The organism is Pelomonas aquatica (assembly GCF_026712205.1).
GTDB classification, from domain to species: Bacteria; Pseudomonadota; Gammaproteobacteria; order Burkholderiales; family Burkholderiaceae_C; genus Pelomonas; species Pelomonas aquatica.
In genome coordinates, this window is record NZ_JAPPUW010000011.1 from 1 (window position 1) to 22851 (window position 22851).

General features: G+C 69.5%; 21 protein-coding genes and 1 tRNA gene. 8 read left to right on the plus strand and 14 right to left on the minus strand.

Translation table 11 applies throughout. The annotated features are described in order from the left end of the window. Positions 1–344 precede the first annotated feature (344 nt). Positions 345–1361: a porphobilinogen synthase gene (hemB, locus tag NYP07_RS13070; protein ID WP_268151117.1), complete on the plus strand. Its 1017-nt coding sequence runs from the start codon at positions 345–347 to the stop codon at positions 1359–1361. A 4-nt stretch (positions 1362–1365) separates the two neighbouring features. After that, positions 1366–2472, plus strand: a complete 1107-nt coding sequence (locus NYP07_RS13075) for a magnesium transporter CorA family protein (RefSeq protein WP_268151119.1) — start codon at positions 1366–1368, stop codon at positions 2470–2472. On the opposite strand, the gene ybeY is transcribed toward NYP07_RS13075, so the two are convergent. Beyond that, positions 2451–2906 carry an rRNA maturation RNase YbeY gene (gene ybeY, locus NYP07_RS13080; protein WP_268151121.1) on the minus strand — a complete coding sequence of 152 codons (456 nt, stop codon included), beginning with the start codon at positions 2904–2906 and terminating at the stop codon, positions 2451–2453. The two genes, NYP07_RS13075 and ybeY, sit on opposite strands and share 22 nt — an antisense overlap. Continuing rightward, positions 2903–3871: a PhoH family protein gene (locus NYP07_RS13085; protein ID WP_268151123.1), complete on the minus strand. Its 969-nt coding sequence runs from the start codon at positions 3869–3871 to the stop codon at positions 2903–2905. The genes ybeY and NYP07_RS13085 overlap by 4 nt, the downstream gene beginning before the upstream one ends. A gap of 119 nt (positions 3872–3990) precedes the next feature. Here NYP07_RS13085 and NYP07_RS13090 point away from each other — a divergent pair, with 119 nt between their 5' ends. From NYP07_RS13090 to ruvB, 4 genes are all read left to right on the plus strand, one after another. Beyond that, a complete protein-coding gene (locus tag NYP07_RS13090; protein ID WP_268151125.1) occupies positions 3991–5379 on the plus strand; it encodes a sensor histidine kinase in 1389 nt (462 codons plus the stop codon). 16 nt (positions 5380–5395) lie between these two features. Further along, positions 5396–6049 carry a response regulator gene (locus NYP07_RS13095; RefSeq protein WP_268151128.1) on the plus strand — a complete coding sequence of 218 codons (654 nt, stop codon included), beginning with the start codon at positions 5396–5398 and terminating at the stop codon, positions 6047–6049. Positions 6050–6126: 77 nt separating this feature from the next. After that, complete coding sequence (gene ruvA / locus NYP07_RS13100; protein ID WP_268151130.1) at positions 6127–6696, plus strand: Holliday junction branch migration protein RuvA; 570 nt, start codon at positions 6127–6129, stop codon at positions 6694–6696. Continuing rightward, entirely contained in the window at positions 6693–7751 is a 1059-nt protein-coding gene (gene ruvB / locus NYP07_RS13105; RefSeq protein ID WP_268151132.1) for a Holliday junction branch migration DNA helicase RuvB, read from the plus strand. Before ruvA ends, ruvB begins: the two co-directional genes overlap by 4 nt. A 79-nt stretch (positions 7752–7830) precedes the next feature. On the opposite strand, the gene NYP07_RS13110 is transcribed toward ruvB, so the two are convergent. From NYP07_RS13110 to NYP07_RS13160, 11 genes are all read right to left on the minus strand, one after another. Continuing rightward, complete coding sequence (locus tag NYP07_RS13110; RefSeq protein ID WP_268151134.1) at positions 7831–8817, minus strand: porin; 987 nt, start codon at positions 8815–8817, stop codon at positions 7831–7833. 164 nt (positions 8818–8981) lie between these two features. Continuing rightward, positions 8982–9623, minus strand: a complete 642-nt coding sequence (locus NYP07_RS13115) for a histidine phosphatase family protein (RefSeq protein WP_268151424.1) — start codon at positions 9621–9623, stop codon at positions 8982–8984. A gap of 2 nt (positions 9624–9625) precedes the next feature. Next, entirely contained in the window at positions 9626–9949 is a 324-nt protein-coding gene (locus NYP07_RS13120) for a DUF1840 domain-containing protein (protein ID WP_268151136.1), read from the minus strand. Between the two features lie 33 nt (positions 9950–9982). Further along, entirely contained in the window at positions 9983–12049 is a 2067-nt protein-coding gene (locus NYP07_RS13125; RefSeq protein WP_268151138.1) for a putative bifunctional diguanylate cyclase/phosphodiesterase, read from the minus strand. Positions 12050–12114: 65 nt separating this feature from the next. Continuing rightward, positions 12115–13416 (minus strand): HD-GYP domain-containing protein, encoded by a 1302-nt coding sequence (locus NYP07_RS13130; protein WP_268151140.1) that lies wholly within the window; start codon positions 13414–13416, stop codon positions 12115–12117. Positions 13417–13736: 320 nt separating this feature from the next. Continuing rightward, complete coding sequence (locus NYP07_RS13135; protein ID WP_268151142.1) at positions 13737–15095, minus strand: GH1 family beta-glucosidase; 1359 nt, start codon at positions 15093–15095, stop codon at positions 13737–13739. A gap of 137 nt (positions 15096–15232) precedes the next feature. Further along, positions 15233–16270 carry a LacI family DNA-binding transcriptional regulator gene (locus NYP07_RS13140; RefSeq protein ID WP_268151144.1) on the minus strand — a complete coding sequence of 346 codons (1038 nt, stop codon included), beginning with the start codon at positions 16268–16270 and terminating at the stop codon, positions 15233–15235. A gap of 12 nt (positions 16271–16282) precedes the next feature. Continuing rightward, positions 16283–16624, minus strand: a complete 342-nt coding sequence (locus NYP07_RS13145; protein WP_088485602.1) for an HU family DNA-binding protein — start codon at positions 16622–16624, stop codon at positions 16283–16285. Positions 16625–16955: 331 nt separating this feature from the next. Then, positions 16956–17040, minus strand: a tRNA-Leu gene (locus NYP07_RS13150). Between the two features lie 54 nt (positions 17041–17094). Beyond that, a complete protein-coding gene (gene amaB, locus NYP07_RS13155; RefSeq protein WP_378990981.1) occupies positions 17095–18615 on the minus strand; it encodes an L-piperidine-6-carboxylate dehydrogenase in 1521 nt (506 codons plus the stop codon). Between the two features lie 10 nt (positions 18616–18625). Then, on the minus strand, positions 18626–19720 hold the full coding sequence (locus NYP07_RS13160) for a saccharopine dehydrogenase family protein (RefSeq protein ID WP_268151151.1): 1095 nt from the start codon (positions 19718–19720) through the stop codon (positions 18626–18628). Between the two features lie 121 nt (positions 19721–19841). Here NYP07_RS13160 and NYP07_RS13165 point away from each other — a divergent pair, with 121 nt between their 5' ends. Then, positions 19842–20306, plus strand: a complete 465-nt coding sequence (locus NYP07_RS13165; RefSeq protein WP_268151153.1) for an Lrp/AsnC family transcriptional regulator — start codon at positions 19842–19844, stop codon at positions 20304–20306. Position 20307: 1 nt separating this feature from the next. Here the strand turns inward: NYP07_RS13165 and NYP07_RS13170 are convergent, their stop codons facing one another. After that, on the minus strand, positions 20308–22092 hold the full coding sequence (locus tag NYP07_RS13170) for a DEAD/DEAH box helicase (protein ID WP_268151155.1): 1785 nt from the start codon (positions 22090–22092) through the stop codon (positions 20308–20310). Positions 22093–22276: 184 nt separating this feature from the next. Between NYP07_RS13170 and NYP07_RS13175 the strand changes: the two genes are divergently transcribed. Continuing rightward, positions 22277–22849: an NnrU family protein gene (locus NYP07_RS13175; protein WP_268151157.1), complete on the plus strand. Its 573-nt coding sequence runs from the start codon at positions 22277–22279 to the stop codon at positions 22847–22849. Positions 22850–22851: the final 2 nt, after the last annotated feature.

Here is a 22851-nt window from a genome sequence, read left to right on the forward strand (position 1 = left end):
CTTCCTTCAGACCCACAGTCACCCGCGGAACCCTTGCCATTGGCTAACCATTCCCCTTGCCGGGCTGATAGAGGACTCTCACCTCCGAGTAGGTGCACCCTGCCGGGCGCACCAAAAAAAAAGCCCCGGTCAGGACCGGGGCCGAGAAAGCCTTATCGCTGTCATCACGCTAAGGCTCCTGCTCAGGGAGGAAAAGCAGGGAATGACCACCTTGCGGCTATCATTCGAGAACGAGTTTAGCGCGCCTGAGCGGCGACGTCACGAATAAATGACGTCTGGATGTGTCAACCATCACGCGCCGGGCCGCAGCCCCCTCATCTGCCTGTCCCGTCCGAGGATTTGACGTGCCCCGCTCCGCCTTCACCCCCCCCGCCTTCCCGACGGCGCGCCCGCGCCGCCTGCGCCGCGACGCCTTCACGCGCGCCCTGGTGCGCGAGCATTCGCTGCTGCCCAGCGACCTGATCCTGCCGGTGTTCGTGCACGAGGGCACGAACCTGGCCGCGCCCATCCCGTCCATGCCCGGCGTGGCGCGGCAGAGCCTGGACCTGCTGCTGCACACCGCCGAGGAAGCGCTGCGGCTGGGCATCCCGGCGCTCGCGCTGTTCCCGGCCATCGAGCCGCATCTGAAGACGGTGGACGGCGCCGAGGCCTTCAACCCGGACGGGCTGATCCCGCGCGCCGTGCGGGCGCTGAAGTCGCGCTTCCCGGAACTCGGCGTGCTGACCGACGTGGCGCTGGACCCCTACACCAGCCACGGCCAGGACGGCCTGCCCGACGAGACGGGCTATCTGATCAACGACGCCACCGTCGAGCTGCTGGTGCGCCAGGCAATGACGCAGGCCGCGGCCGGCGCCGACATGGTGGGCCCCAGCGACATGATGGACGGCCGCATCGGCGCCATCCGCCAGGCCTTCGAGCGGGCCGGCCTGATCCACACGCGCATCATGGCCTACAGCGTCAAGTACGCGAGCAGCTTCTACGGCCCCTTCCGGGATGCCGTCGGCTCCAAGAGCGCGCTGGGCAAGGCCGACAAGAAGACCTATTACGTCGACCCCGGCAACAGCAACGAGGCCCTGCGCGAAGTGGCGGCGGACCTGGCCGAAGGCGCCGACATGGTCATGGTCAAGCCCGGCATGCCGTATCTGGACGTCGTGCGCCGCGTGAAGGACGAGTTCGGCGTGCCGACCTTCGCCTACCAGGTCAGCGGCGAATACGCGATGCTCAAGGCCGCCGCGGCCAACGGCTGGCTGGACCATGACGCCGTGGTGATGGAGAGCCTGCTCGCCTTCAAGCGCGCCGGCGCGGACGGCGTGCTGAGCTATTTCGCGCTCGATGCCGCCAGGCTGCTGAAGCAGGGCTGAACGCGTGCGGGTCTTCCACATCGAGCCGGACGGCTTCAGGGAGCTGGCGGCCCTGCCCGAGGCCCTGCCCGAACGCGGCTTCCTGTGGCTGGGCTATGGCCGGCGCGTGTTCGAGGTGGGCGAGCCGGTGCTGCAGCATGCGCTGGCGCGCTGGGGCTGCGGCAACATCGTCGACCTGCACGTGTCGGACCTGATCAACAACCAGTTGCCCTCGCACTTCGACTACACGTCCTGGTACGACATGCTGGTGTTCCGTCGCCTGGCCGCGGCGCCGGGCAGCCAGGATCTGTTCGTCGACGACGAGCACGGCACGCTGGCCTCGGCCCAGCGCGCGCTGCGCGCCATCGACACCAGCCCCGTCGGCTTCGCCGTGTTCGACCGCGTGCTCGTCACGGTTCACCCCACCGACTGCCAGGTGCGCGAGTTCTTCGCGCACAAGCTCGACCGCCTGACCGAGGGCCGCGACAAGCGCGACGCGCGCGGCGGCGCCCGCCTGCCGGCCAGCCCGGCCGACCTGATGCTGCGCATGGTCAACCACATGGTGGACAGCTATCTGGAGCTGCGCCGGCTGCTGACCCGCCAGCTCGGCACGCTGCAGCGCGTGCTGCTGGACCAGAACAGCGAGTTCAACGACTGGCCGCTGCTGCTGGAAAGCCGCGACGCGCTGCACCGGCTGGAGGACACCTGCGAGGACCAGCGCAGCGCCGTCCAGGAGTGGATCGACGCGCTGGACGAATGGCCGGCCGACGGCGACCCGCACGTCGCGCGCGAGCGCGAGCTGCTGCGCGTGCGCTCGCGCGACGTGCTGGAGCATGTGGAGCGCGTGCTGACCCATGTGCGGCGGCTGGAGTCCTCGGCCGAGTCGGCCGTGCAGATGCACTTCAGCGCGCTGGGCCACCGCACCAACAGCATCATGCGCACGCTGACGGTGCTGACGGCCATCTTCCTGCCGCTGAACCTCATCACCGGCATCTTCGGCATGAACTTCGAGTGGATGCCGCTGATCCACAGCGCCGGCGGCTTCTGGGATGCCGCGATGCTGATGTGCGCCGTGGCCTTCGGGCTGTGGTTCTTCTTCCGCCGCAAGCGCTACCTGGGCAGCGGGCGCTGATAGGGGTCGGCCACGCCGAGCCCGGCCAGGATCTCGCTCTCGCGCGCCTCCATGCACTCGGCCTCGGCGTCTTGCTCGTGGTCGTAGCCCTGGGCATGCAGCGTGCCGTGGACCAGCATGTGGGCATAGTGGTCCAGCAGCGGGATGCCCATCGCGGCGGCCTCGCGTTCGACGACCTCGGCGCAGATGACGAGGTCGGCGCCGACGACGGGCTCGTGGCTGTAGTCGAAGGTCAGCACATTGGTCGCGTAGTCCTTGCCACGGTAGTCGCGGTTCAGCGCGCGCCCTTCCTCGGCATCGACGATGCGCACGGCGATCTCGCCCGGCAGCTCCAGCGCCGCGCGGATGAAGCGCTGCACCTTGTGGCGCGGCAGCAGCGCACGGTGGCGCGGGTCGGCGAACTGCAGGGACAGGCTCAGTTCCGGTTGACTCATGCTTCCCTCGCTTCGCGCTTGGCGCGCGCCTCGTAGGCCTCGACGATGCGGGCCACCAGCGGGTGGCGCACGACGTCGGCGCTGGTGAAGCGCGTCATCGCGATGCCCTTGACCCGGGCCAGCACATGCTCGGCGTCGATGAGGCCGGACTGCACGCCGCGCGGCAGGTCGATCTGGCTGGTGTCGCCGGTGACGACGCAGCGGCTGCCGAAGCCGATGCGGGTCAGGAACATCTTCATCTGCTCGGGCGTGGTGTTCTGCGCCTCGTCGAGGATGACGAAGGCGTGGTTGAGCGTGCGGCCGCGCATGAAGGCCAGCGGCGCGACCTCGAGCTGACCTTTCTCGAAGGCCTTGGTCACGCGGTCGAAGCCGAGCAGGTCGTAGAGCGCGTCGTAGAGCGGGCGCAGATAGGGGTCGACCTTCTGCGTCAGGTCCCCGGGCAGGAAGCCCAGGCGCTCGCCGGCCTCCACGGCCGGGCGGGTCAGGATGATGCGCTGCACGCCGGCGCGCTCCAGCGCGTCCACCGCGCAGGCCACCGCCAGGAAGGTCTTGCCGGTGCCGGCCGGGCCGAGGCCGAAGGTGATGTCGTGCGACAGGATCTGCTGCAGATACTGGTGCTGGCGCGGCGTGCGGGCCGACAGGTCGGCGCGGCGCGTGCGCAGCACGAGCGGCCCGTCGTCGCCGGGCCGGGGCGCGGGCCTGTCGGACGGCGCCTTGGCCTCGACGAGGGCGAGCTGCAGCGTCTCGGCCGACAGCGGGCGGCGGGCGCGTTCGTAGAGGCCCTCCAGCAGCGCCTGGGCGCGCTCGGCGGCGGCCTTGGCGCCGTTGATGCGGAACTCGGCGTCGCGGCGCGAGATCTTCACGCCGAGCGCCGCCTCGATCTCGCGCAGATGGGCGTCCAGGCTGCCGCAGACGCGGGCCAGGCGGGTGTTGTCGACGGGCTCGAACTGGAAGCGCAGGATCACGATGGGCGCGGGAAACTCGGGACGCGGATTGTCGCCGCTGGTGCATTCCCCGGCACGGCGGGCCCGGGCCTCCCTCACAATGCCGCCCCATGATTGCCTCGACCGCGCCGGGGGCCCCGATGGCCCGGCGACTCCCCCTCGTCCTGCTGCCGGCCACGGTGCTGTGCTGCCCGGCCGTCGCCCAGGCGCAAGCCCAGATGCCGGCCAGCCTGTACTGGGCCGCCACGCTGCATGGCTGGGTGGCCGCCATGCTGGCGCTGATGGCGACCGTCATCGGCCTGGTCTCCGGCCGACACCCGCGCGAGCGGCCGGCCAACTTCCTCGTCGGCATGATGCTGAGCTGGGTCGTGCTGCGTGCGGCGGCCGCGCCCGGTGCCGCCGGGCTCAAGCCGCTGCTGATGACGCTGCTGGTGCTGTGCGCCGTGCAATATCTGCTGCGCCAGATGAGCTGGCAGCGCGGCTGGCTCGACCATGCGCTGCTGATCCAGTGCCTGGTCGTGCCGGCCAGCCTGCTGCTGCCCGGCGGCCAGGTCGGCTTGCTGGGCGTGGCCTGGTATGTCGTGCTGGAGCTGGAGCTGATCGCGGCGATGGGCTGGGCGCTGTGGCTGCGCCGTCGGCACTTGCGGGCCGACCCCGACGCGGCCCAGGCCCGCGAGTTCCGGCTGATGGCCCTGCTGCTGCTGCCCGCCATGGCGGCCTTGCTGGCCGAGATGCTGCTCGCGGCCGTCAGCGAGTCGCTGTGGCTGACGGCATCGCCCTGGCTCACGCTGGCCCTGCCGCTGTTGACGCTGGCCCTGGGCCTGCAATTGGTGAGCGGCGTGGCCCACGCCCGCGTGGACGCCGAGCGGCGCGTCGCGGCCACCGAGCAGCGCATGGCCGACCGCGTCGCCGAGGTGGAGCGCGTGCATGGCCAGCTGGCCGAGCAGAAGCTGGAGCAGGTCACCGAGCGCGAGCGCAAGCGCATCGCGGCCGACCTGCACGACGACCTCGGCGCCAAGCTGCTGACCATCGTGCACACCAGCGAGTCCGACCGCATCTCGACGCTGGCCCGCGAGGCGCTGGAGGAGATGCGCCTGTCGGTGCGCGGCCTGACCGGCAGGCCGGTGCACCTGATCGACGCCTTGGGCGACTGGCGCGCCGAGGTCGTGTCGCGGCTGGGCCAGGCCAACATCCTGGCCGAGTGGAAGTCGCCGGCCGAGGACGTCGAGCACACGCTGCAGGCGCGCTCCTATGTGCAGACGACGCGCATCCTGCGCGAGTCGGTGTCCAACATCATCAAGCACAGCGGCGCGACGCACGCCACCATTTCCAGCGCCGTGCAGGCCGGCGATTTCATCCTGACCATCCAGGACAACGGCCAGGGCATCCCGGCCGAACTGGACGGCCGGCTGGACAGAGGCCACGGCATGGCGAGCATGAAATCACGCGCCAAGCAGATGCATGGCCAATGCCTGGTTGAATCCGGCCCCGGCTGGGGTACTGTCATCCGCCTGACGATTCCGCTCTGATCCTGTCGAGGTTTCCATGAACCACATCCTGCTGCTCGAAGACATCCCGGAGATCCGTGCCTGGCTCAAGGCCCTGGTCAAGCAGGTGTTCGCCAACGCCCAGATCACCGAATGCTCGCGCGTGCAGGACGCGCTGTCCCTGGTCAACGGCCAGCGCTTCACGCTCGCGCTGCTGGACCTGGGCCTGCCCGACGGCTCGGGCGTCGAGGTCATCGCCGCGCTGCGCGAGAAGCAGCCCGAGGTGCAGTCGGTCATCGTCACCATCCACGACGACGACGAACACCTCTTCCCGGCGCTGCAGGCCGGCGCCTTCGGCTACCTGCTGAAGGAGCAGTCGCGCGAGCTGCTGGTGGAGCAGCTGCAGCGCATGAGCCAGGGCGAACCGCCGCTGTCCCCGTCCATCGCGCGCAAGGTCATCGCCTATTTCGCGGCCCATGCCAAGCCCAGCTCGCAGGCGCTGCTGCACGAGGTGTCGCTGACCGACCGCGAGACCGAGGTGCTGCTGCGCGTGGCCAAGGGCTTCACGCTGCCCGAGATCGGCGTGCAGCTGGGCCTGTCCCGCCACACCATCGCCGACTATGTGAAGCAGATCTACCGCAAGCTCAACGTGAGCTCGCGTGCCGAGGCCGCGCTGGAGGCTCAGCGCCTGGGTTTGTTCGGCCGAAACTAATGGCTTGGGGATGGACCTGTGCGCGCAGCGCGCAGCTCCGTCCTCAACTGACTTAGGTCGGCCCGGATAATGGGCCGATGATTGGAAGACTGACTGGCGTCATCGCCGAGAAATCGCCCCCACAGGTCGTCATCGACGTGGCTGGCGTGGGCTACGAGGTGGACGTGCCGATGAGCACCTTCTTCAACCTCGGCGGCCTGGGCGAGCGGGCGGTGCTGCTGACCCATCTGACGGTACGCGAGGACGCGCATCAGCTGTTCGGCTTCCTTACACACGAAGAGCGCGCCACCTTCCGCCAACTCATCAAGATCAGCGGTGTCGGCCCCAAGATGGCACTGGGCCTGCTGTCGGGCCTGTCCGTCGCCGAACTCGCCCAGGCCGTGTCGCGCCAGGAAGCCGGCCGGCTGACCAAGGTGCCCGGCATCGGCAAGAAGACCGCCGAGCGCCTGCTGCTGGAACTGAAGGGCAAGCTCGGCCCCGACCTTGCGCTGCCGGCCGCCGTGGCCAACGACGCGCAGGCCGACATCCTGCAAGCCCTGGTCGCGCTGGGCTACAGCGAGAAGGATGCCGCCGCGACCCTGAAGGCGCTGCCGCCGGACGTGGGCGTCAGCGAAGGCATCAAGCTGGCCCTCAAGAGACTTTCATGAGCATCCAGACCGACGATTTCGCCCCGGCGCCGCGGCTCGTGAACGCCGCGCCCGAGTCCAGCCGCGAGGAGGCGCTGGAGCGCGCGCTGCGGCCCAAGCTGCTGGACGACTATGTCGGCCAGGCCAAGGCCCGCGAGCAGCTGGAGATCTTCATCGGTGCCGCCCGCAAGCGCCGCGAGGCGCTGGACCATGTGCTGCTGTTCGGCCCGCCCGGCCTGGGCAAGACGACGCTGTCGCACATCATCGCGGCCGAACTCGGCGTGAACCTGCGCCAGACTTCCGGCCCGGTGCTGGAGAAGCCCAAGGATCTGGCCGCCATCCTGACCAACCTCGAAAAGAACGACGTCCTCTTCATCGACGAGATCCACCGCCTCAGCCCCGTCGTCGAGGAAATCCTCTACCCGGCGCTGGAGGACTACCAGATCGACATCATGATCGGCGAGGGCCCCGCCGCGCGCTCGATCAAGCTGGACCTGCAACCCTTCACGCTGGTCGGCGCGACGACCCGCGCCGGCATGCTGACCAACCCGCTGCGCGACCGTTTCGGCATCGTCGCGCGCCTGGAGTTCTACACGCCGGCCGAACTGCAGCGCATCGTGACGCGCTCGGCCGGGCTGCTCGGCGCGCCCATCGATGCCGACGGCGCGCTGGAGATCGCGCGCCGCTCGCGCGGCACGCCGCGCATCGCCAACCGCCTGCTGCGCCGCGTGCGCGACTATGCCGAGGTCAAGGGCGACGGCCGCATCGTCGCCGGCATCGCCGACAAGGCGCTCGCGATGCTGGACGTCGACTCGCAGGGCTTCGACCTGATGGACCGCAAGCTGCTGGAAGCCGTCGTGCACCGCTTCGACGGCGGCCCGGTCGGCCTGGAGAACGTCGCCGCCGCCATCGGCGAGGAGGCCGGCACGATCGAGGACGTCATCGAGCCCTATCTGATCCAGCAGGGCTTTCTGCAGCGCACGCCGCGCGGGCGGGTCGCGACGCTGGCGGCCTGGCGGCACCTCGGGCTCGCACCGCCGACCGGCAAGGCGTCGCCGGATTTGTTCGGCGAATGAGAAGCAGCACCTGACGCCAGGTGCCGCCCATGAAAAAAGCGCTCCGGGGAGCGCTTTTCTGTTTCCGGACCCTGAGGGATCAGAAGTTGTGGCGGATACCGACGGCCAGCGACGACTTGAAGTTATCCGAGCTGGCGTTCTGCACCGGATCCTTGTAGTCGATGCTGGTGTAGAAGCCGTAGACCTTGGTGCGCTTGCTCAGGTTGTAGTTGTAACCCAGCGTCCACTGCGAGGCACCGCCGTTCTTGAAGGTGCCGTCGCTGCCGGAGCGGGTGCCGCCGACGTTGACGTGGAATTCCGATTGGCCCAGCGTGTACATGGCCGACAGACGACCGATGTCGCGGGACTTAAAGCCATCCACTTGCTCGCGCTGGTAGTAGCCGGTCACCAGGAAGGGGCCAAAGGCGTAGTCGGACTCCAGGCCAAAGGCCTTGTGCTTGGCCCAGGCGCCGACCGCGTCGGCCTGCGCATAGGTGGCAGCCACGTGCAGACCGGCAACCTCATAGTTGGCCGACAGATCAAAGGCGCGGCTGTCGTTCGCGGCGCCTTCGCCGGCATGCGCGGAGACGATGAAGCTGAAGCCTTCGAAGGTCGGCGAGAAATAGCCGACCTTGTTGGTGCGGCGAGCGAATGCAAAGTCCGAGAACAAGGCATCCGACGAGGTACCGGTGTCGTGGTTGTGGTTGCTGGTGCGGTCAACCGTGGAGAAGTAGGAATCCGGGAACCAGGTGCCCAGACGAACCGTGCCGAAATCGCCGGACAGTTCGACATTGGCCTGACGCGACCAGAACGTGTTCGACGGGCCGCCGAAAGTCTGGAGGGTACCCGTGTCGGACTTGAAGCCATGCTCCAGGTTGAAGCTGGCCTTCAGGCCGCCGCCGAGGTCTTCGGTGCCACGGAAGCCCAGGCGCGAAGAGTTGTTCTGCACCGCAACCATGCGGTCGTTGTTGCCGAACTTCTGGCTTTCAACCGAAGTGTTCAGGCGACCCCACAGGGTGACGGAGCTTTGAGCGAAAGCCGGGGCGGCAACAGCGGCCAGCGCGGCGACGAGTGCAATCTTCTTCATTGGGTGCCTTTGCAGATGGGTTGCGGCGGGGTTGACGACCCTGCCATGAAGGACAAGTGATGATCAGTATAGAAGCGGGCCTCCCCGGATCGGGCCAGAGCGACGCGTGGATGCAACAGTGAGCCTAGGGGCCTTGAAAAGCGCCGGCCCCGGCTGGTCGCCATTCAGGCACTGACGTCGTCGGCGCCGAGTCCGGCCAGATGCTGGTCGTCGTTCCAGCCGACGAGGGTGAAGCCGTCGGCCGTTGCGAGCAGGCGGTTGATGGTCGCATTGCCCAGTTGCCAGCTGCGCGGCGCGTCCAGCGCCACCTGGGTCGCGGCCCGGTAGAGGCAGTCGAGCACGCCGCCGTGGGCGACGACGGCGATGCCCTGGCCCGGATGGGCGGCGGCCGCGCGCCGGACGGCCGCCAGACAGCGGGCGCTGAAGTCATCCAGGCTCTCGCCGCCGCCGACCGCGAAACCCGGCTCGCGGCGGCGCCAGCGCTCCGCGTCCTCGGGGTGGCCCTCGGTGATCTGCGCCCAGTCCAGGCCCTCGAAGCGGCCGAAGGCGCGTTCGCGCAGGCCGGGGTCGAGCCGAACGGCCAGGCCGCGGCGACGGGCCAGCGCCTCGGCGGTCTGGCGGGCGCGGCTCAGGTCGCTGGCATAGAGGGCCGCCAGCGGCTCGTCGGCCAGCGCTTCGGCCAGGCGCTCGGCCTGGAGCAGGCCCAGCGGGCTGAGCGGGATGTCGGTGTGGCCCTGGATGCGCGTCGCGCGGTTCCAGGCGGTCTCGCCGTGGCGGATCAGGATCAGTCGGGTGGCCTGGTCCAGCACTAGACGCCCCAGACGACGTCGGCGTCTTCCTTGCGGGCCCGCTGCATCAGCTCGTGCAGCGGCCAGGCGCGCTGGCGCAGCGTCACGCCCTGGCGGCGCGGCACGGGCTCGCCGGCGCCCCTGGCCGCGTCGACGGCCTGCTGGAACCGGGCTTCGTCGGCCGCGACGCCGGCCTCCAGCGCCTGCATCAGCCCCGGCAGCGCCGCGGCTTCGAGGATGCCCTGGGGGGCGGGTTCGCGGCCGAGCAGGCGCAGCACGGCGTCACCGGACTCGGCCAGCATGACGACGTCGGCACCAGCCTTGGATTTGAAGCGGTAGAGCATGGCCGCATTGTGTCGCGCGGCCGGCGCCGTGGCTCAGCCGCTGGCCAGGCCCAGCCAGCCGGAAACGGCCGCGTCGACGACATGGCGGCGCGGGCGCACGCGGCGCTCGAACTCCTCGGGCGGCAAGGCCGGCGCATAGAGATAGCCCTGGAATTCATGGCAGCCCGCCTGGGCCAGGAAATCGCGCTGGGCCTCGCTCTCGACGCCCTCGGCGATGACCTGCAGGCCGAGGGCCCGGCCCATCTGCACGATGGCATTGGCGATGCCGACGTCGCTGGCGTCGCTGGGCAGGCCCTGCACGAAGCTGCGGTCGATCTTCAGGCGCTGGATGGGGAAGCGCTTCAGATAGGCCAGCGAGGAATAGCCGGTGCCGAAGTCGTCGATGGACAGCGTGACGCCCAGGCCCGCCAGCGCGCGCATGCGCTTCAGGCCCTCGTCGGCGTCGCCGAGCAGCACGCCCTCGGTCAGCTCCAGCTCCAGCAGGCTGGCCGGCAGCGCGGCCTCGTGCAGCGCCTCGGCAACCTGCTCGACGAAGCCGGCCTGCTGGAACTGCAGCGCCGACACGTTGACGGCAATCGGCATGCGCAGGCCGCGGCCCAGCCAGTAGGCGGCCTGGGCGATGGCTTCGCGCAGCACCCAGTCGCCGATGGCGACGACGAAGCCGCTTTCCTCGGCCAGCGGGATGAATTCGGCCGGCGAGATGTCGCCGCGCTGCGGGTCGCGCCAGCGGATCAGCGCCTCGGCACCGATGACGCGGTCGCTGCCGAGCTCGACCTGGGGCTGGTAGTGCAGGCGGAAGCGCCCCTCGGCCAGGGCCTGGCGCATCGCGTGGTCCAGGCGCATGCGCGACAGCAGGTCGACCTCCTTGCGCGGCACATGGAAGCGGAAGCCGGCGCGGCCGCCTTCCTTGACCCAGTGCATCGCCCGCTCGGCGCTGGCCATCAGCTCGTCGGGCGTGCCGCCGTCGCCCGGATAGAGGGCGATGCCGCAGCTGGCGGTCACCGTGAAGCTCAGCGTGTTGAAGCTGAAGGGCTGGGCCAGCAGCTGCTGCACATGGCGGGCCGCGGCTTCGGCCTCGAAGACCTGGGCGCCGTCGATCAGCAGCGCGAACTCGTCGCCGCCCAGCCGTGCCAGCGTGTCGTTGGCGCCGACGGCGCCGCGCAGGCGCTCGACGATCTCGCGCAGCACGCGGTCGCCGTAGCTGTGGCCCAGCGTGTCGTTGATCTGCTTGAAGCGGTCCAGGTCCAGGTGCAGCAGCGCGAAGACGGGCGGCGGGTCGCCGGTGTCGACGGCGGCCATCTGCTGCACGATGCGGTCGGCCAGCGCGCGGCGGTTGGGGGCGCCGGTCAGCACGTCGGAGCGGCCCAGCTCCTCGATGCGCTGGTGGGCGGCCAGCTTCTCGGACAGGTCGCGGAAGGAGAACACCCGCCCGATGGGCTCGCCCCGGCTCATCTGCGGCAGCGAGACCTGCTCCAGCACGCGGCCGTCGGCCAGGCGCAGCACGTCGCTGGAACGCATCAGCGGCGCGTCCAGCAGGGCCTCGATGCGCAGCCGGTACTGCTCGCCGTCGCGCATGACGCGCTGCAGGCTCAGCCACAGGCCGGCGTCGCCGGGCTCGTGCAGCAGGCCGCCGGGCAGGCCCCAGAGCTTGGCGAAGCGGCGGTTGAAGCTGCGCACGCGGCCGGCCAGGTCGACGACGAGGATGCCGTCGGCGGTGGACTCCAGCGTCGCGCGCAGCTCGGCCAGCAGGGTCTCGCGCTCGGCCTCGGCGCGGCGGCGGCGCGTCTGGTCGTGCAGCAGCACCAGCCAGTGGCGGCTGCCGTCGGGCGTGTGGATGGGGCTGATGCTGCGGCTGACCCAGCGCGGCTGGCCGTCGGTGTGGGTCAGCACGGTGTCGGAGCGGATGCGCGCGAAGGGGTCGCGCGCGGCACCCTGCCAGAAGGCCTCGTCCTCCAGCGAGCAGCACAGCGCGGTCGGCGGCTGCCCGATGGCGCGCTCCGGCTTGAGGCCGAGCAGGCGCAGCGCCGCGCGGTTGACGGCGCTGACCGTGAGGCTGTCGCCATCCACCAGCCAGGCGGGCTCGGGCAGGCCTTCAAGCACGGCGCCAATCAGGGGCGGCGCCTCGGAGACGCGAAGCTGGTGGGGACTTGCCTCGCGGCTGGCGCTCACGCCGCCAACTCCCCTGGGCCCGTGCTGACCGAGTCGAAGAAATAGGCGATGCGCGCCCTCGGGCTGAGGTAGTCCAGCGACGCCCGCGGCAGGAACTGGGGCTTGAGGCTGCGGCGGATGCCGAGGTCGGGCATTTCCTCGAGATTGAGGATGAGGGCCTCTTCCTTGGCCACCCTGGGGTCGTGGACCATGACGCGGGGCTTCAGCGGCCGCGCCGAGTTGACCGACACGACGAGGGCGTAGCGGTCGTCGGTCAGCTGCACGGTGGAACCCGGCGGGTAGACGCCCATCATGCGGATGAAGGCGTTCAGCATGGTCGCGTCGAAGCGGTTGCGGCCCTGGGCGAACATCAGCGACAGCGCCTCGTGGGGCGTCATCGCCTTGGAGCTGATCAGCGGGTTGCACAGGCCGTCGAAGCGGTTGACCAGCGCGACGATGCGCGCGCCGGTGCTCATGCGGTCCATGTTGATGCGCTGCGGGAAGCCGCTGCCGTCGGCGTGCTCGTGGTGCTGGGCAATGATGAGCAGCGGCGCGGGCGCCAGGCCCATGGCCTGGGCGATGGCCACGCCCTTGGCGACGTGCTGCTGGTAGGCCTGGGTCTCGGCGGCCGTGAAGCTCTCGTCGCGGTGGCGCAGGCGCGCGGCGATCTCGAGCTTGCCGACGTCGTGCAGCAGCGAGCCGACGCCCAGGTCCATCATTTCCTCGCGACCGAGGCCGAAGGCACGGCCCAGCAGCAGCGCGATGATGCAGACGTTGAGCGCATGCGCGGTGCTGCGGTCGCCCGCGGCCTCGTTGAGCAGGCGCATGTTCAGGTCGCCCTCGACCAGCATCTTGTCGAGCAGCGCGGCGGTCAGGCTTTCGGCCTGGGCCCGGGCCTGGTGGGGGTCGCCCCGCACCAGGTCGACGACGATGCGAAAGCCGTCGGCGGCCTCGCCGTACTGGGCCTCGCACAGGCGCAGCGCCTGGCGCTGGGCGGCCAGCGCGTGGCGATGGGCCTCGCGCGCCAGCACCTCGGGCGTGGGCTCGTCGGTCGCCGCGGCGGCGGATGTCTCGGGTGTCGCGGGCGCGACGGCCTGCAGCGCGACGGCGTCGACCGGCTCGGCCAGATCGCTCTTGGCCGGGCTCCAGCGCACCTGGGTCAGGCCGAGGCGGCGCAGGATCAGCAGTTGGTCGCTGGACGCGATCTTGAAGCTCGACAGCGGAAAGGGGTGCGACATCCAGCCCAGGTCGAGATGAATGAACATCCCGACGGCCAGTTGGCTGACATCGATCAGCGGATCGCTTGTTCTGTCCTGCATTCGCTCATGAAACCCGTGATGCACCGGGCTCTCCTTGACTCGTCGCCGGCACGACCTTGTGCCGGTGACTTGAGACAGCCTGGAGCTGTACGTCAATTCGGCCCGTTGCGCCCACGGACTTGAGGGAAAAATCACGTCCGTCGCGCAATGCGGAGCTTAGCGCCTGATCGTGACCGAAATCCCGTCACTTTGTCGGGGCAAACGCGAAGGATTGCATGCTCGGCCCCCCGGGCCGCCATCTGCGGCACCCGTCCGGCGGGTCGTTCGGCAGCAACGCCACGGCCCGACGGGCCGGCGCCCCGCCGGGATGGGCTGCAGGCTCAGCGCGCCGCGCGGTGCCGGGCGATGAAGTCGCGATACCAGTGCGCGCTGTCCTTGGGCAGGCGCTCCAGCGTGGCGTAGTCCACGTGGACCAGGCCGAAGCGCTTGTCGTAGCCCGAGTTCCATTCGAAGTTGTCGAGCAGGCTCCAGTAGAAATAGCCGCGCACGTCGGCGCCCAGGCTCATGGCCGCGGCCAGGGCCTGCAGATGGGCGGACAGGTAGGCGATGCGTTCGGCGTCCGGCACGCGGCCGTCGACGATGCGGTCGGCGTTGGCCATGCCGTTCTCAGTGATGAACAGCGGCGGCGGGTTGTACTCGCGGGCCAGGCGCACCAGGTGCTGGGCCAAGACCTCGGGCACGATCTCCCAGCCCATGTCGGTGAAGCCGCGCCGGCCCGGGCCCTTGACCGGCCTGCCGTCCGCGCCGAAGAGGCTTCGCGTGTAGAAGTTGATGCCGAGGAAGTCCAGCGGCTGGCGGATGCGTTCCAGGTCGCCGTCCTCGATGCGGGGCGCGTCGGCGCCGACGAACTCGAGGGCGTCGGCCGGGTAGGCGCCGCGGAAGATCGGGTCCATGTACCAGCGCACGTTCAGCCCGTCGTCGATGCGGGCGGCGCGGCGGTCGGCCTCGGCGGGCGTGGCGGGGAAGGACGGCGTGTGGTTGAGGACAATGCCGAGCGGGGATTTCGTCTCGGCACGCATCGCCCTGACCGCGTCGCCGTGGGACAGCATCAGGTGGTGGGCCACCTGCAGGCTCTCGGCGCGGCTCTTGTGGCCGGGTGCGAACTGGGCCGTCTCGTAGCCCAGCGTGGCCGTGCACCAGGGCTCGTTGTGCGTCGCGATGCCGGCCAGGCGGCTGCCGAAGCGGCGCGCGATCTCGGCGGCGTAGTCGGCGAAGCGGGCGACGACATCGCGCGACAGCCAGCCGCCGAGGGTCTCGTCCAGCGCCTGCGGCAGATCCCAGTGGTAGAGCGTCGCATGGGGCTGCAGGCCGGCCTGCAGCAGTTCGTCGATGAGGCGGTCGTAGAAGCCGAAGCCGGCCTCGTTCCAGGCGCCCTGCCCGAGCGGCTGCACGCGCGGCCAGGAGAAGCTGAAGCGGTAGCAGTCCAGGCCCAGGCCCTGCATCAGCGCGACGTCGTCGCGGTAGCGGTGGTAGTGGTCGCAGGCGATGTCGATGTTGGAGGCGTCGTTGATGCGGCCGGGCTGGCGGCAGAACCGGTCCCAGATGGACGCGCCCTTGCCGTCCTCGAAGGCGGCCCCCTCGATCTGCGCGGCGCTGGTGGCCGCGCCCCACAGGAAGCCGGGCGGGAAGGATTTGGCGAGGGTGGCGGGGTCGAGGCGGTCGAGGTCGAGCAGGTTCATGGTCTTGGATGGGCTTGGCGGCGCGCATCTTGCCGATGTCTGACAACGCTGTCAATCAAATGACATCGATATCTGGTTGCGCAATCAATCCGGCGGCCAGCCGCGAAGGCGGTGCCGCGTGGAAAAGGAGCGAAGGCTCAGCGAGCCCGGGTCGAATCGCGCACGACGAGTTCGTGCGGCAGCACCTGGTGCAGGCCGGCGGCGGCGGTCGGGGCGGCCATGTCGGGCCGCTGCACCGCCACCAGCATCTCGACCGCGGCGCGCGCCATCTCGGCGACCGGCTGGCGCACGGTCGTCAGCGGCGGCCAGACGAGGGCGGCGGTGGGCGAATCGTCGAAACCCACCACCGACAGCTCGCCGGGCACGCTCAGGCCCAGCCGGTGCGCGGCGGCGAGCACGCCCAGCGCCATGTCGTCGTTGCTGGCGAACACGGCCGTCGGGCGCCGGCGGCCGCTGAGCAGCTTGTGGGCGGCGTCGCGCCCGCTGGCGAAGGTGAAGGCGCCCGGCTGGACCAGCTCGGGGTCGGGCTCGATGTCATGCGCGCGCAGCGCATTGACGAAGCCCTGGTAGCGCGCGGCGCTGGCGGACTGGTCCGGCGGGCCCTTGATGATGGCGATGCGCCGGTGGCCGAGGCTGAGCAGCAGATTGGTGATCTCCTCGGCCGCATGCACATCGTCCATGCGCACCGAGGGCACGCCGCGGATGTCGCGCTCCGGGGACATCAGCACGCAGGGCGTGCCGCTCTCGCGCAGGGCCGCGAGCACCTCGGGGTTGTCGCACAGCGGCGGCGTCAGGATCATGCCGTCGGGCCGCAGCGCCAGCACCATGCGGTCGATCTGCTGGCGCAGGTCGGGCGCGTCGTTGTGCAGGGACTCGACGACGAGGTGATAGCCCAGCTCGCGGCAGCGCAGCGTGGCGCCCTGCTGCACGCTGCCGACGAAGATCGCGCTGGGGTCGTAATAGAGCAGGCCGATCAGGAAGGAGCGACCGCCTGCGAGGCTGCGCGCCGACTGCTTGGGCCGGTAGCGCAGCGCCTCCACCACCTTGAGCACCTGATCCCGGGTGCTTTGATGCACGCCGGGTTCATGGTTGAGCACGCGTGACACCGTCTTGATCGACACGCCTGCCTCGCGGGCGACGTCGACGATGGTGGGGCTGGCGCCTCGCGTGCTCATCGGCTCAAAGAATTACTTCTTCTTGGCCTTGGCGGCCGGCTTTGCGGCCGGCTTGGCAGCGGCCTTCTTGGCGGCGGCCTTGGGATCGACGGCGGCCTTGAAGCCGGCGCCCGGGGTGAACTTGGGCAGCTTGGCGGCGGCGATCTTGATCTTCGCGCCGGTGCTGGGGTTCACGCCGTTGCGGGCGGCACGGGCGTGCTGCTTGAAGGAGCCGAAGCCCGGGATCGACACGGCGCCACCCTTCTTGACGGTGGTGACGACGGCGTCCAGCAGGGTCTCGAGGATGCGGCCGGCTTCGGCCTTGCTCAGCTCATGCTTGGCGGCCAGGTGTTCGATCAGATCGGTCTTGTTCATGCGGGGGGTCTCGTCCAAAAACGCGCCCGAACGGCTCGGGCGGGCGCGATTGTGGCGCATGCCGAGGGCGCTGCCGCGCGGCGGGAGGTCCGAATTCATCGGGGTTGGCGAGCAGGGGTGCCAACTTTGACGCGATGGATGCTCGCTGCAGCGCAGGAAGGCTCGCCGAAGGCCCCATCGAGAGGCCCTCGGCGGGGACTCGGTCACGTGCCGCGACCCCGGCTTGGAGCGCAGCTCCAAGCCTTTCTCGTCCTCCCGCGATGACCACTGGACATCGCTTCCTGGTCCCCAAACGGCGAAGGCCAGCACTTTCGTGCTGGCCTTCTTCGTTTGGTGCCCAGGAGAGGACTCGAACCTCCACGGAGTTACCCGCTAGTACCTGAAACTAGTGCGTCTACCAATTCCGCCACCTGGGCTTTCAGGGAGGCCGGACTATAGCCCAGTTTTCAGCCCTCCCCGGCGAAGTCGACTCAGATGTCGAACTTCACGCCCTGGGCCAGCGGCAGCTCGCTGGAATAGTTCACGGTGTTGGTCGTGCGGCGCATATAGGCCTTCCACGCGTCCGAGCCGCTCTCGCGGCCGCCGCCGGTCTCCTTCTCGCCGCCGAAGGCGCCGCCGATCTCCGCGCCCGAGGTGCCGATGTTGACGTTGGCGATGCCGCAGTCGCTGCCGGCCGCGCTCATGAAGGCCTCGGCTTCGCGGATGTCGGTCGTGAAGATGGCCGACGACAGGCCCTGCGGCACGCCGTTCTGCAGCGCGACGGCCTCGTCCAGCGTGCGGTACTTCAGCGTGTACAGGATGGGCGCGAAGGTCTCGTGGCGGACCACCTCGGTCTGCGCCGGCATGCGCACCAGCGCCGGCACGGCGTAGAAGGCCTCGGGGAAGCGCTCGGCCAGCGCGCGCTCGCCGCCTGACACAGCGCCGCCCTGCTCGCGCGCCGCGTTCAGCGCGGACTGCATCGCATCGAAGGCCTGCGCGTCGATCAGCGGGCCGATCAGCGTGCCGGCTTCCACGGGCGAACCGATGGGCAGCTGGGCGCGGGCGCGGTCCAGGCGCTCGACCAGCGCGTCGTGGATGCTCTCGTGCACGATGACGCGGCGCGTCGTCGTGCAGCGCTGGCCGGCCGTGCCGTAGGCGCCGAACAGGATGCCGCGCACGGCCAGGTCCAGGTCGGCGCTGGGCGTCACGATGATGGCGTTGTTGCCGCCCAGCTCCAGCAGGCAGCGGCCGAAGCGCGCCGCGACGCGCGGGCCCACGGCCCGGCCCATGCGGGTCGAGCCGGTCGCGGAAACCAGCGCCACGCGGGCGTCGTCCACCAGGGCCTCGCCCGCGTCGGCGCGGCCGATGATCAGCTCGGACAGGCCGTCGGGCGCGGCATGGCCGGCGGCACGGTAGGCCTGCAGCGCGCGCTCGAACAGCGCCTGCGTGGCCAGCGCGGTCAGCGGCGTCTTCTCGGACGGCTTCCACACGCAGGCATCGCCGGCCACCAGGGCCAGCGCCGAGTTCCAGGCCCAGACGGCCACGGGGAAGTTGAAGGCCGAGATGATGCCGACGACGCCGAGCGGCAGCCACTGCTCCATCATGCGGTGGCCGGGGCGCTCGCTGGCGATGGTCAGGCCATGCAGCTGGCGGCTCAGACCGACGGCGAACTCGCAGATGTCGATCATTTCCTGGACTTCGCCCAGGCCTTCGCTGATGACCTTGCCGGCCTCGATCGACACCAGCTGCGCCAGTTCAGACTTGTGCGCGCGCAGCTCTTCGCCGAACAGGCGAATCAGCTCGCCGCGCTTCGGGGCCGGCACGACGCGCCAGGCCTTGAAGGCCTCGTGAGCGCGGCCCACGGCGGCCTTCATGTCGGCGGCGCCGGCCGTCGGGAACTGGGCCAGCACGCCGCCGTCGATGGGCGAGCGCACGGTCAGGTCGCCCGAGGCCGGCAGGTGGACGCCCAGGGCGTCGAGGAGGGAAAGGGTCTGTTGCTTCATGGCGAACATTGTCCCGCGATCAGGAAATGGACTCGACCTGACGGCTTTGTTGATAGGCCGAACCAAAGCGGTTGGCCAGGAAGTCGGGCAGCCTGACCTCTTCCTGACGGATGAAGCCGGTCTGCGGCAGCTTGCCCTCGCGGAACAGGTCCACCGCGGCGCAGATGCCGGCGGCGGTCGTGATCTGGATGGCCGACAGCGGCTGGGCGCCGTCGCGCGTGGCGAAGATCTTGCGGGCGAAGACTTCCTGCAGCAGCACGCCGCCCTTCATGCCCGACACCGTGACGAAGACGAGCACGACGTCCTGCATCGTCGCCGGCATGCTCCTGCGCATGATGTCCTTCAGATTGCCCTGGTCGCCCTTCAGGCCCAGGTCGCCGAGCAGGAACTGCATCAGGTCGCGGTGGCCGGGGTAGCGCACGGTCTTGTAGTCGAGGTTGCGCACCTTGCCCGCCCAGGTCTCGCACAGCGTGCCCAGGCCGCCGGAGGTGTTGAAGGCCTCGTACTCGGTGCCGTCCAGGCTGAAGTGCTCCAGGCCCTCCAGCGGCAGCGCGGCGATGGTCTCGCCGTCGTGGATGGCCTCGCAGGGGTGGCAGTATTCATTGATCAGGCCGTCGACCGACCAGGTCAGGTTGTACTTGAGCTTGTTGGTGGGGAAGGCCGGCAGCGCGCCGACGCGCATCTGCACGTCGCGCACCTCGTCGAACTGAGTGGCCAGGTGATGGGCGACGATGCCGATGAAGCCCGGCGCCAGGCCGCACTGGGGCATGAAGGCGGTCTTGGAGCCTTCCGCCATCTTCATGATGGCCTTGGTGGCGGCCACGTCCTCGGTCAGGTCGAAGTAATGGCAGCCGCATTCCAGCGCCAGTTCCGCGGCCGTGATGGCCAGGTGGTAGGGCAGCGCATTGACGACGGCGTCCTTGCCGCGCAGCTGGGCCGCCAGCGCGGCGCGGTGGTCGCTGTCGACCTCGGCCGTCGCGATGCCCTCGGCGGCCAGCACCTTCAGGTAGGCAGCGTTCCTGTCGAGCACGGTCACCTGGTAGTCGCCGGTGGCGTGCAGCAGGCGGGCGATGGTCTGGCCGATATGGCCGGCGCCGAGCAGGGCGATCTTCATGGGGAGCTCCGTCGAGGGGTTGTCGTTGGCGCGGACTCTAGGCAGGGCCGCCGACGAAAGAAAGCACTACTCCGACGAAATCAATTGCTGATTCGACGAATCGTCGCGATGATTCGTCGATATGGATGATTCACGGGTAAACACGGCCCCGCCGCCCGACGACCTCGACCGCCGGCTGATCCTGCTGCTGCAGGCCAACGCGCGCGCGAGCACGGCCACGCTGGCGCGCAAGCTGGGCGTGGCACGCACGACCGTCGTCGCGCGGCTGGCGCGGCTGGAGGCCAGCGGGCGCATCGTCGGCTACACCGCGCGGCTGGGCGGCGACGAGGCGGGCCGCAGCGTGCAGGCCTTCGTCGGCATCAGCGTCAGCCCCAAGGCCGGGCGCGAGGTCGTCAAGCGCCTATCAGAACTGCCCGAGCTGCGCCAGCTCGCCAGCGTCAGCGGTGAATTCGACTACATGGCCCTGCTGCGGGCCGACACTACGGCCCGGCTCGACGCGCTGCTCGACGAGATCGGCGAGATCGACGGCGTGCTGCGCACCAACAGCTCGGTCGTGCTCGCGCTGCGGGTGGACAGGCAGACCTGAATCAGGCCGAGGCCAGCGCAACGCCGCCAGCCAGCCGTGCGGCGAACGCGCCCTGCCCACTCAACGTGATGATCAGCGACCGGGTCGATCGCGTGGCGGCGACGTAGAAGAGACGCGCCTCGTCGGCCTCCGACTCGCCCGGCTCCGGCATCTGCCCCACACCAGGCAACGCGACCAGCGGGAACTCCAGACCCTTGCTGGCGTGCATGGTCATGATGCTGATCCCGTCGGCGGACGGATCCCAGCGCCCCGAACCCTTTCGCATCTGATGCGGCAGCCTGCGCCGTCCCAAAGCGGCAGCGCATTCCTCCATCACCGCATAGCGCCGGCAAATGATGGCCATGTCGCCCCAGGACGTACCTTGCTCATGCGCTGCTGCCAGCAGTTCGGCGAGCTTGTTCGCCTCGTCGCGCAGCCCGGGCAGCGTGACGATGAGCGGCGCATGGCCCTCCCGGCCGCAACTGATGGGTTGCAGCATCGGGATGCCGTCGTCGCCGCTGTCCTCTGGCTTGAGCAGGTCAGCCGCGATCATGTTGGCCGTCTGAAGCACCTGGCGGGTGTTGCGGTAGTTGATCTTCAGCACGGTCGTGCGCCCCTGCGCCTGTATGCCTACGCTCTTGAAGCTGAACTGCCGCGTCCGCTGGCGCTCGTAGATGCTCTGGGCATCGTCGTAGAGCAGCAGCAGACTGTTGGTGCTCGGGTCGACCATCTGCGACACCAACTTCAACCACTCGGGCCGGAAGTCGTGCCCCTCGTCGACCAGCACCGCCATGTATTGGCCAGAAGGAATCTGCCGCCGGTCCACGCCACGGATGACGTTGTCGACCATCTCGTCGAACATCGCCCGCCCCTGAACAGGGATGGGTTGGCCGTAAGCCACCAGTTGCTGCCGGCACCACTTGTGAAAGTTGCGCACGACCACGCGGTCGCCCAGCCCCTTCGCGCCCATGACAGCTGCCAGCTTCACGGCCAGCGGCTCGTTGAAGCACAACACCAGTACCGGCTTCTGGGCCGTTGCAGCCTTGGCGAGTTGCTCAGCCCGATAGCTCAGGATCATGGTCTTGCCCGAGCCTGCAACGCCATGAATGACCCGATGCCCATCGCCCAGGCTGCGCGCCAGTTGCTCCTGCTGCAGGTCCATCACGCGCAGCAGGTCCGGCACCACGGCTTCAGCCCCATCATCGAACAACGCCGGCTGGGCATTCACTCGCACTTCGGGAAAGAGGATCCAGCGCACGCGGTCGATCTGCGGCAGCGACAGCACGCCGCGCATCAATAGCGGGAACATGTCCCACAGCCGGCTCTGGAACGCTTCGGCGTCGACTCCCTCCGTCATTTCGTCGGCGCAGATGACACGGTGCGGTTCGATGGCCTGGCTCAGCCCGGCACCCTCGAACTGGCGCCGCGTGATGTGGGTGAAGACCACACCGTAGCTCCAGGGGAAAGACAGTCCGCCCTTGTGGCTGCCCTCCTGTAAAACCAGTTGCCGGTCACGCGCCAGCGCGTCCACCACCTGATGGGTGTAATGCCGCGCCTGCTCGATGGGATTGATGACGTTCTTCGGACCACTGTGACCGAGGATTTCCCAGGTCTGCCGGCTGGCCTGCCGGATGGTGTCGAGCCGCCAGTCCTTGACCTCCAGAATCAGAAGGCCGCGCCGCGGATGCAGGATCACGAAATCCGGATGTGCCTGGCGCGGGCCGACCGGCACGTCGTACCAGGCGAGGTAGTCGTCATCGAGCTTCTGCTCCAAACGCTCTGCGAGCCGGCGTTCGCCCGTGGTCATGCGCGACACGCAGGTACTGATCGAAGGGATGAGTGTTGCCACGCCAATTCACCGGCCGGAAAGTTAGTCCGAATGTAGCGGGGCATCCAGGAGCCGTCTCCGCGCGCGCCAGCGCCGTGACGGGGTCGGCCGATTCGCGCGCCGCAAAAAGGCGGCATCATCCGCCCGCACAAGGAGTCCACCCATGACCTGGCTTGCCCTCGGCCTCGCCCTCTTCCTCGGCATGCACATGACCCGCGCGCTGGCGCCGAACTGGCGCGACGCCCAGATCGCCCGCCTCGGCGACAAGGCCTGGAAGGGGATCTACACCCTCGTGTCCCTGGTTGGCTTCGGCCTCATCCTGTGGGGCTTCTCGCAGGCGCGGCAGCAGCCCATCGTGCTGTGGCCGCGCATCCCCGGCATCAGCCACGCGACGGCCGCGTTGATGCTCGTCGCCACCATCCTGCTGGCCGCGGCCTATGTGCCGCGCAACCACCTCAAGGCCAGGCTGCAGCACCCGATGACGCTGTCGGTCAAGGTCTGGGCCCTTGCCCACCTGATCGCCAACAACACACTGGCCGACGTGATGCTGTTCGGCAGCTTCCTGGTCTGGTCCGTCCTCGTCTTCCGCGCGGCGCGCCGCCGCGCCGCGCCCGTCATCGCGGCACCGACCGCCGCCGGCACGGTGGCGGCCATCGTCGCCGGCGTCGCGCTGTGGGCGGTCATTGCGCTCTGGCTGCACGCGGTGTGGCTGGGGGTGGCGCCGCTGGGGCGGTGATC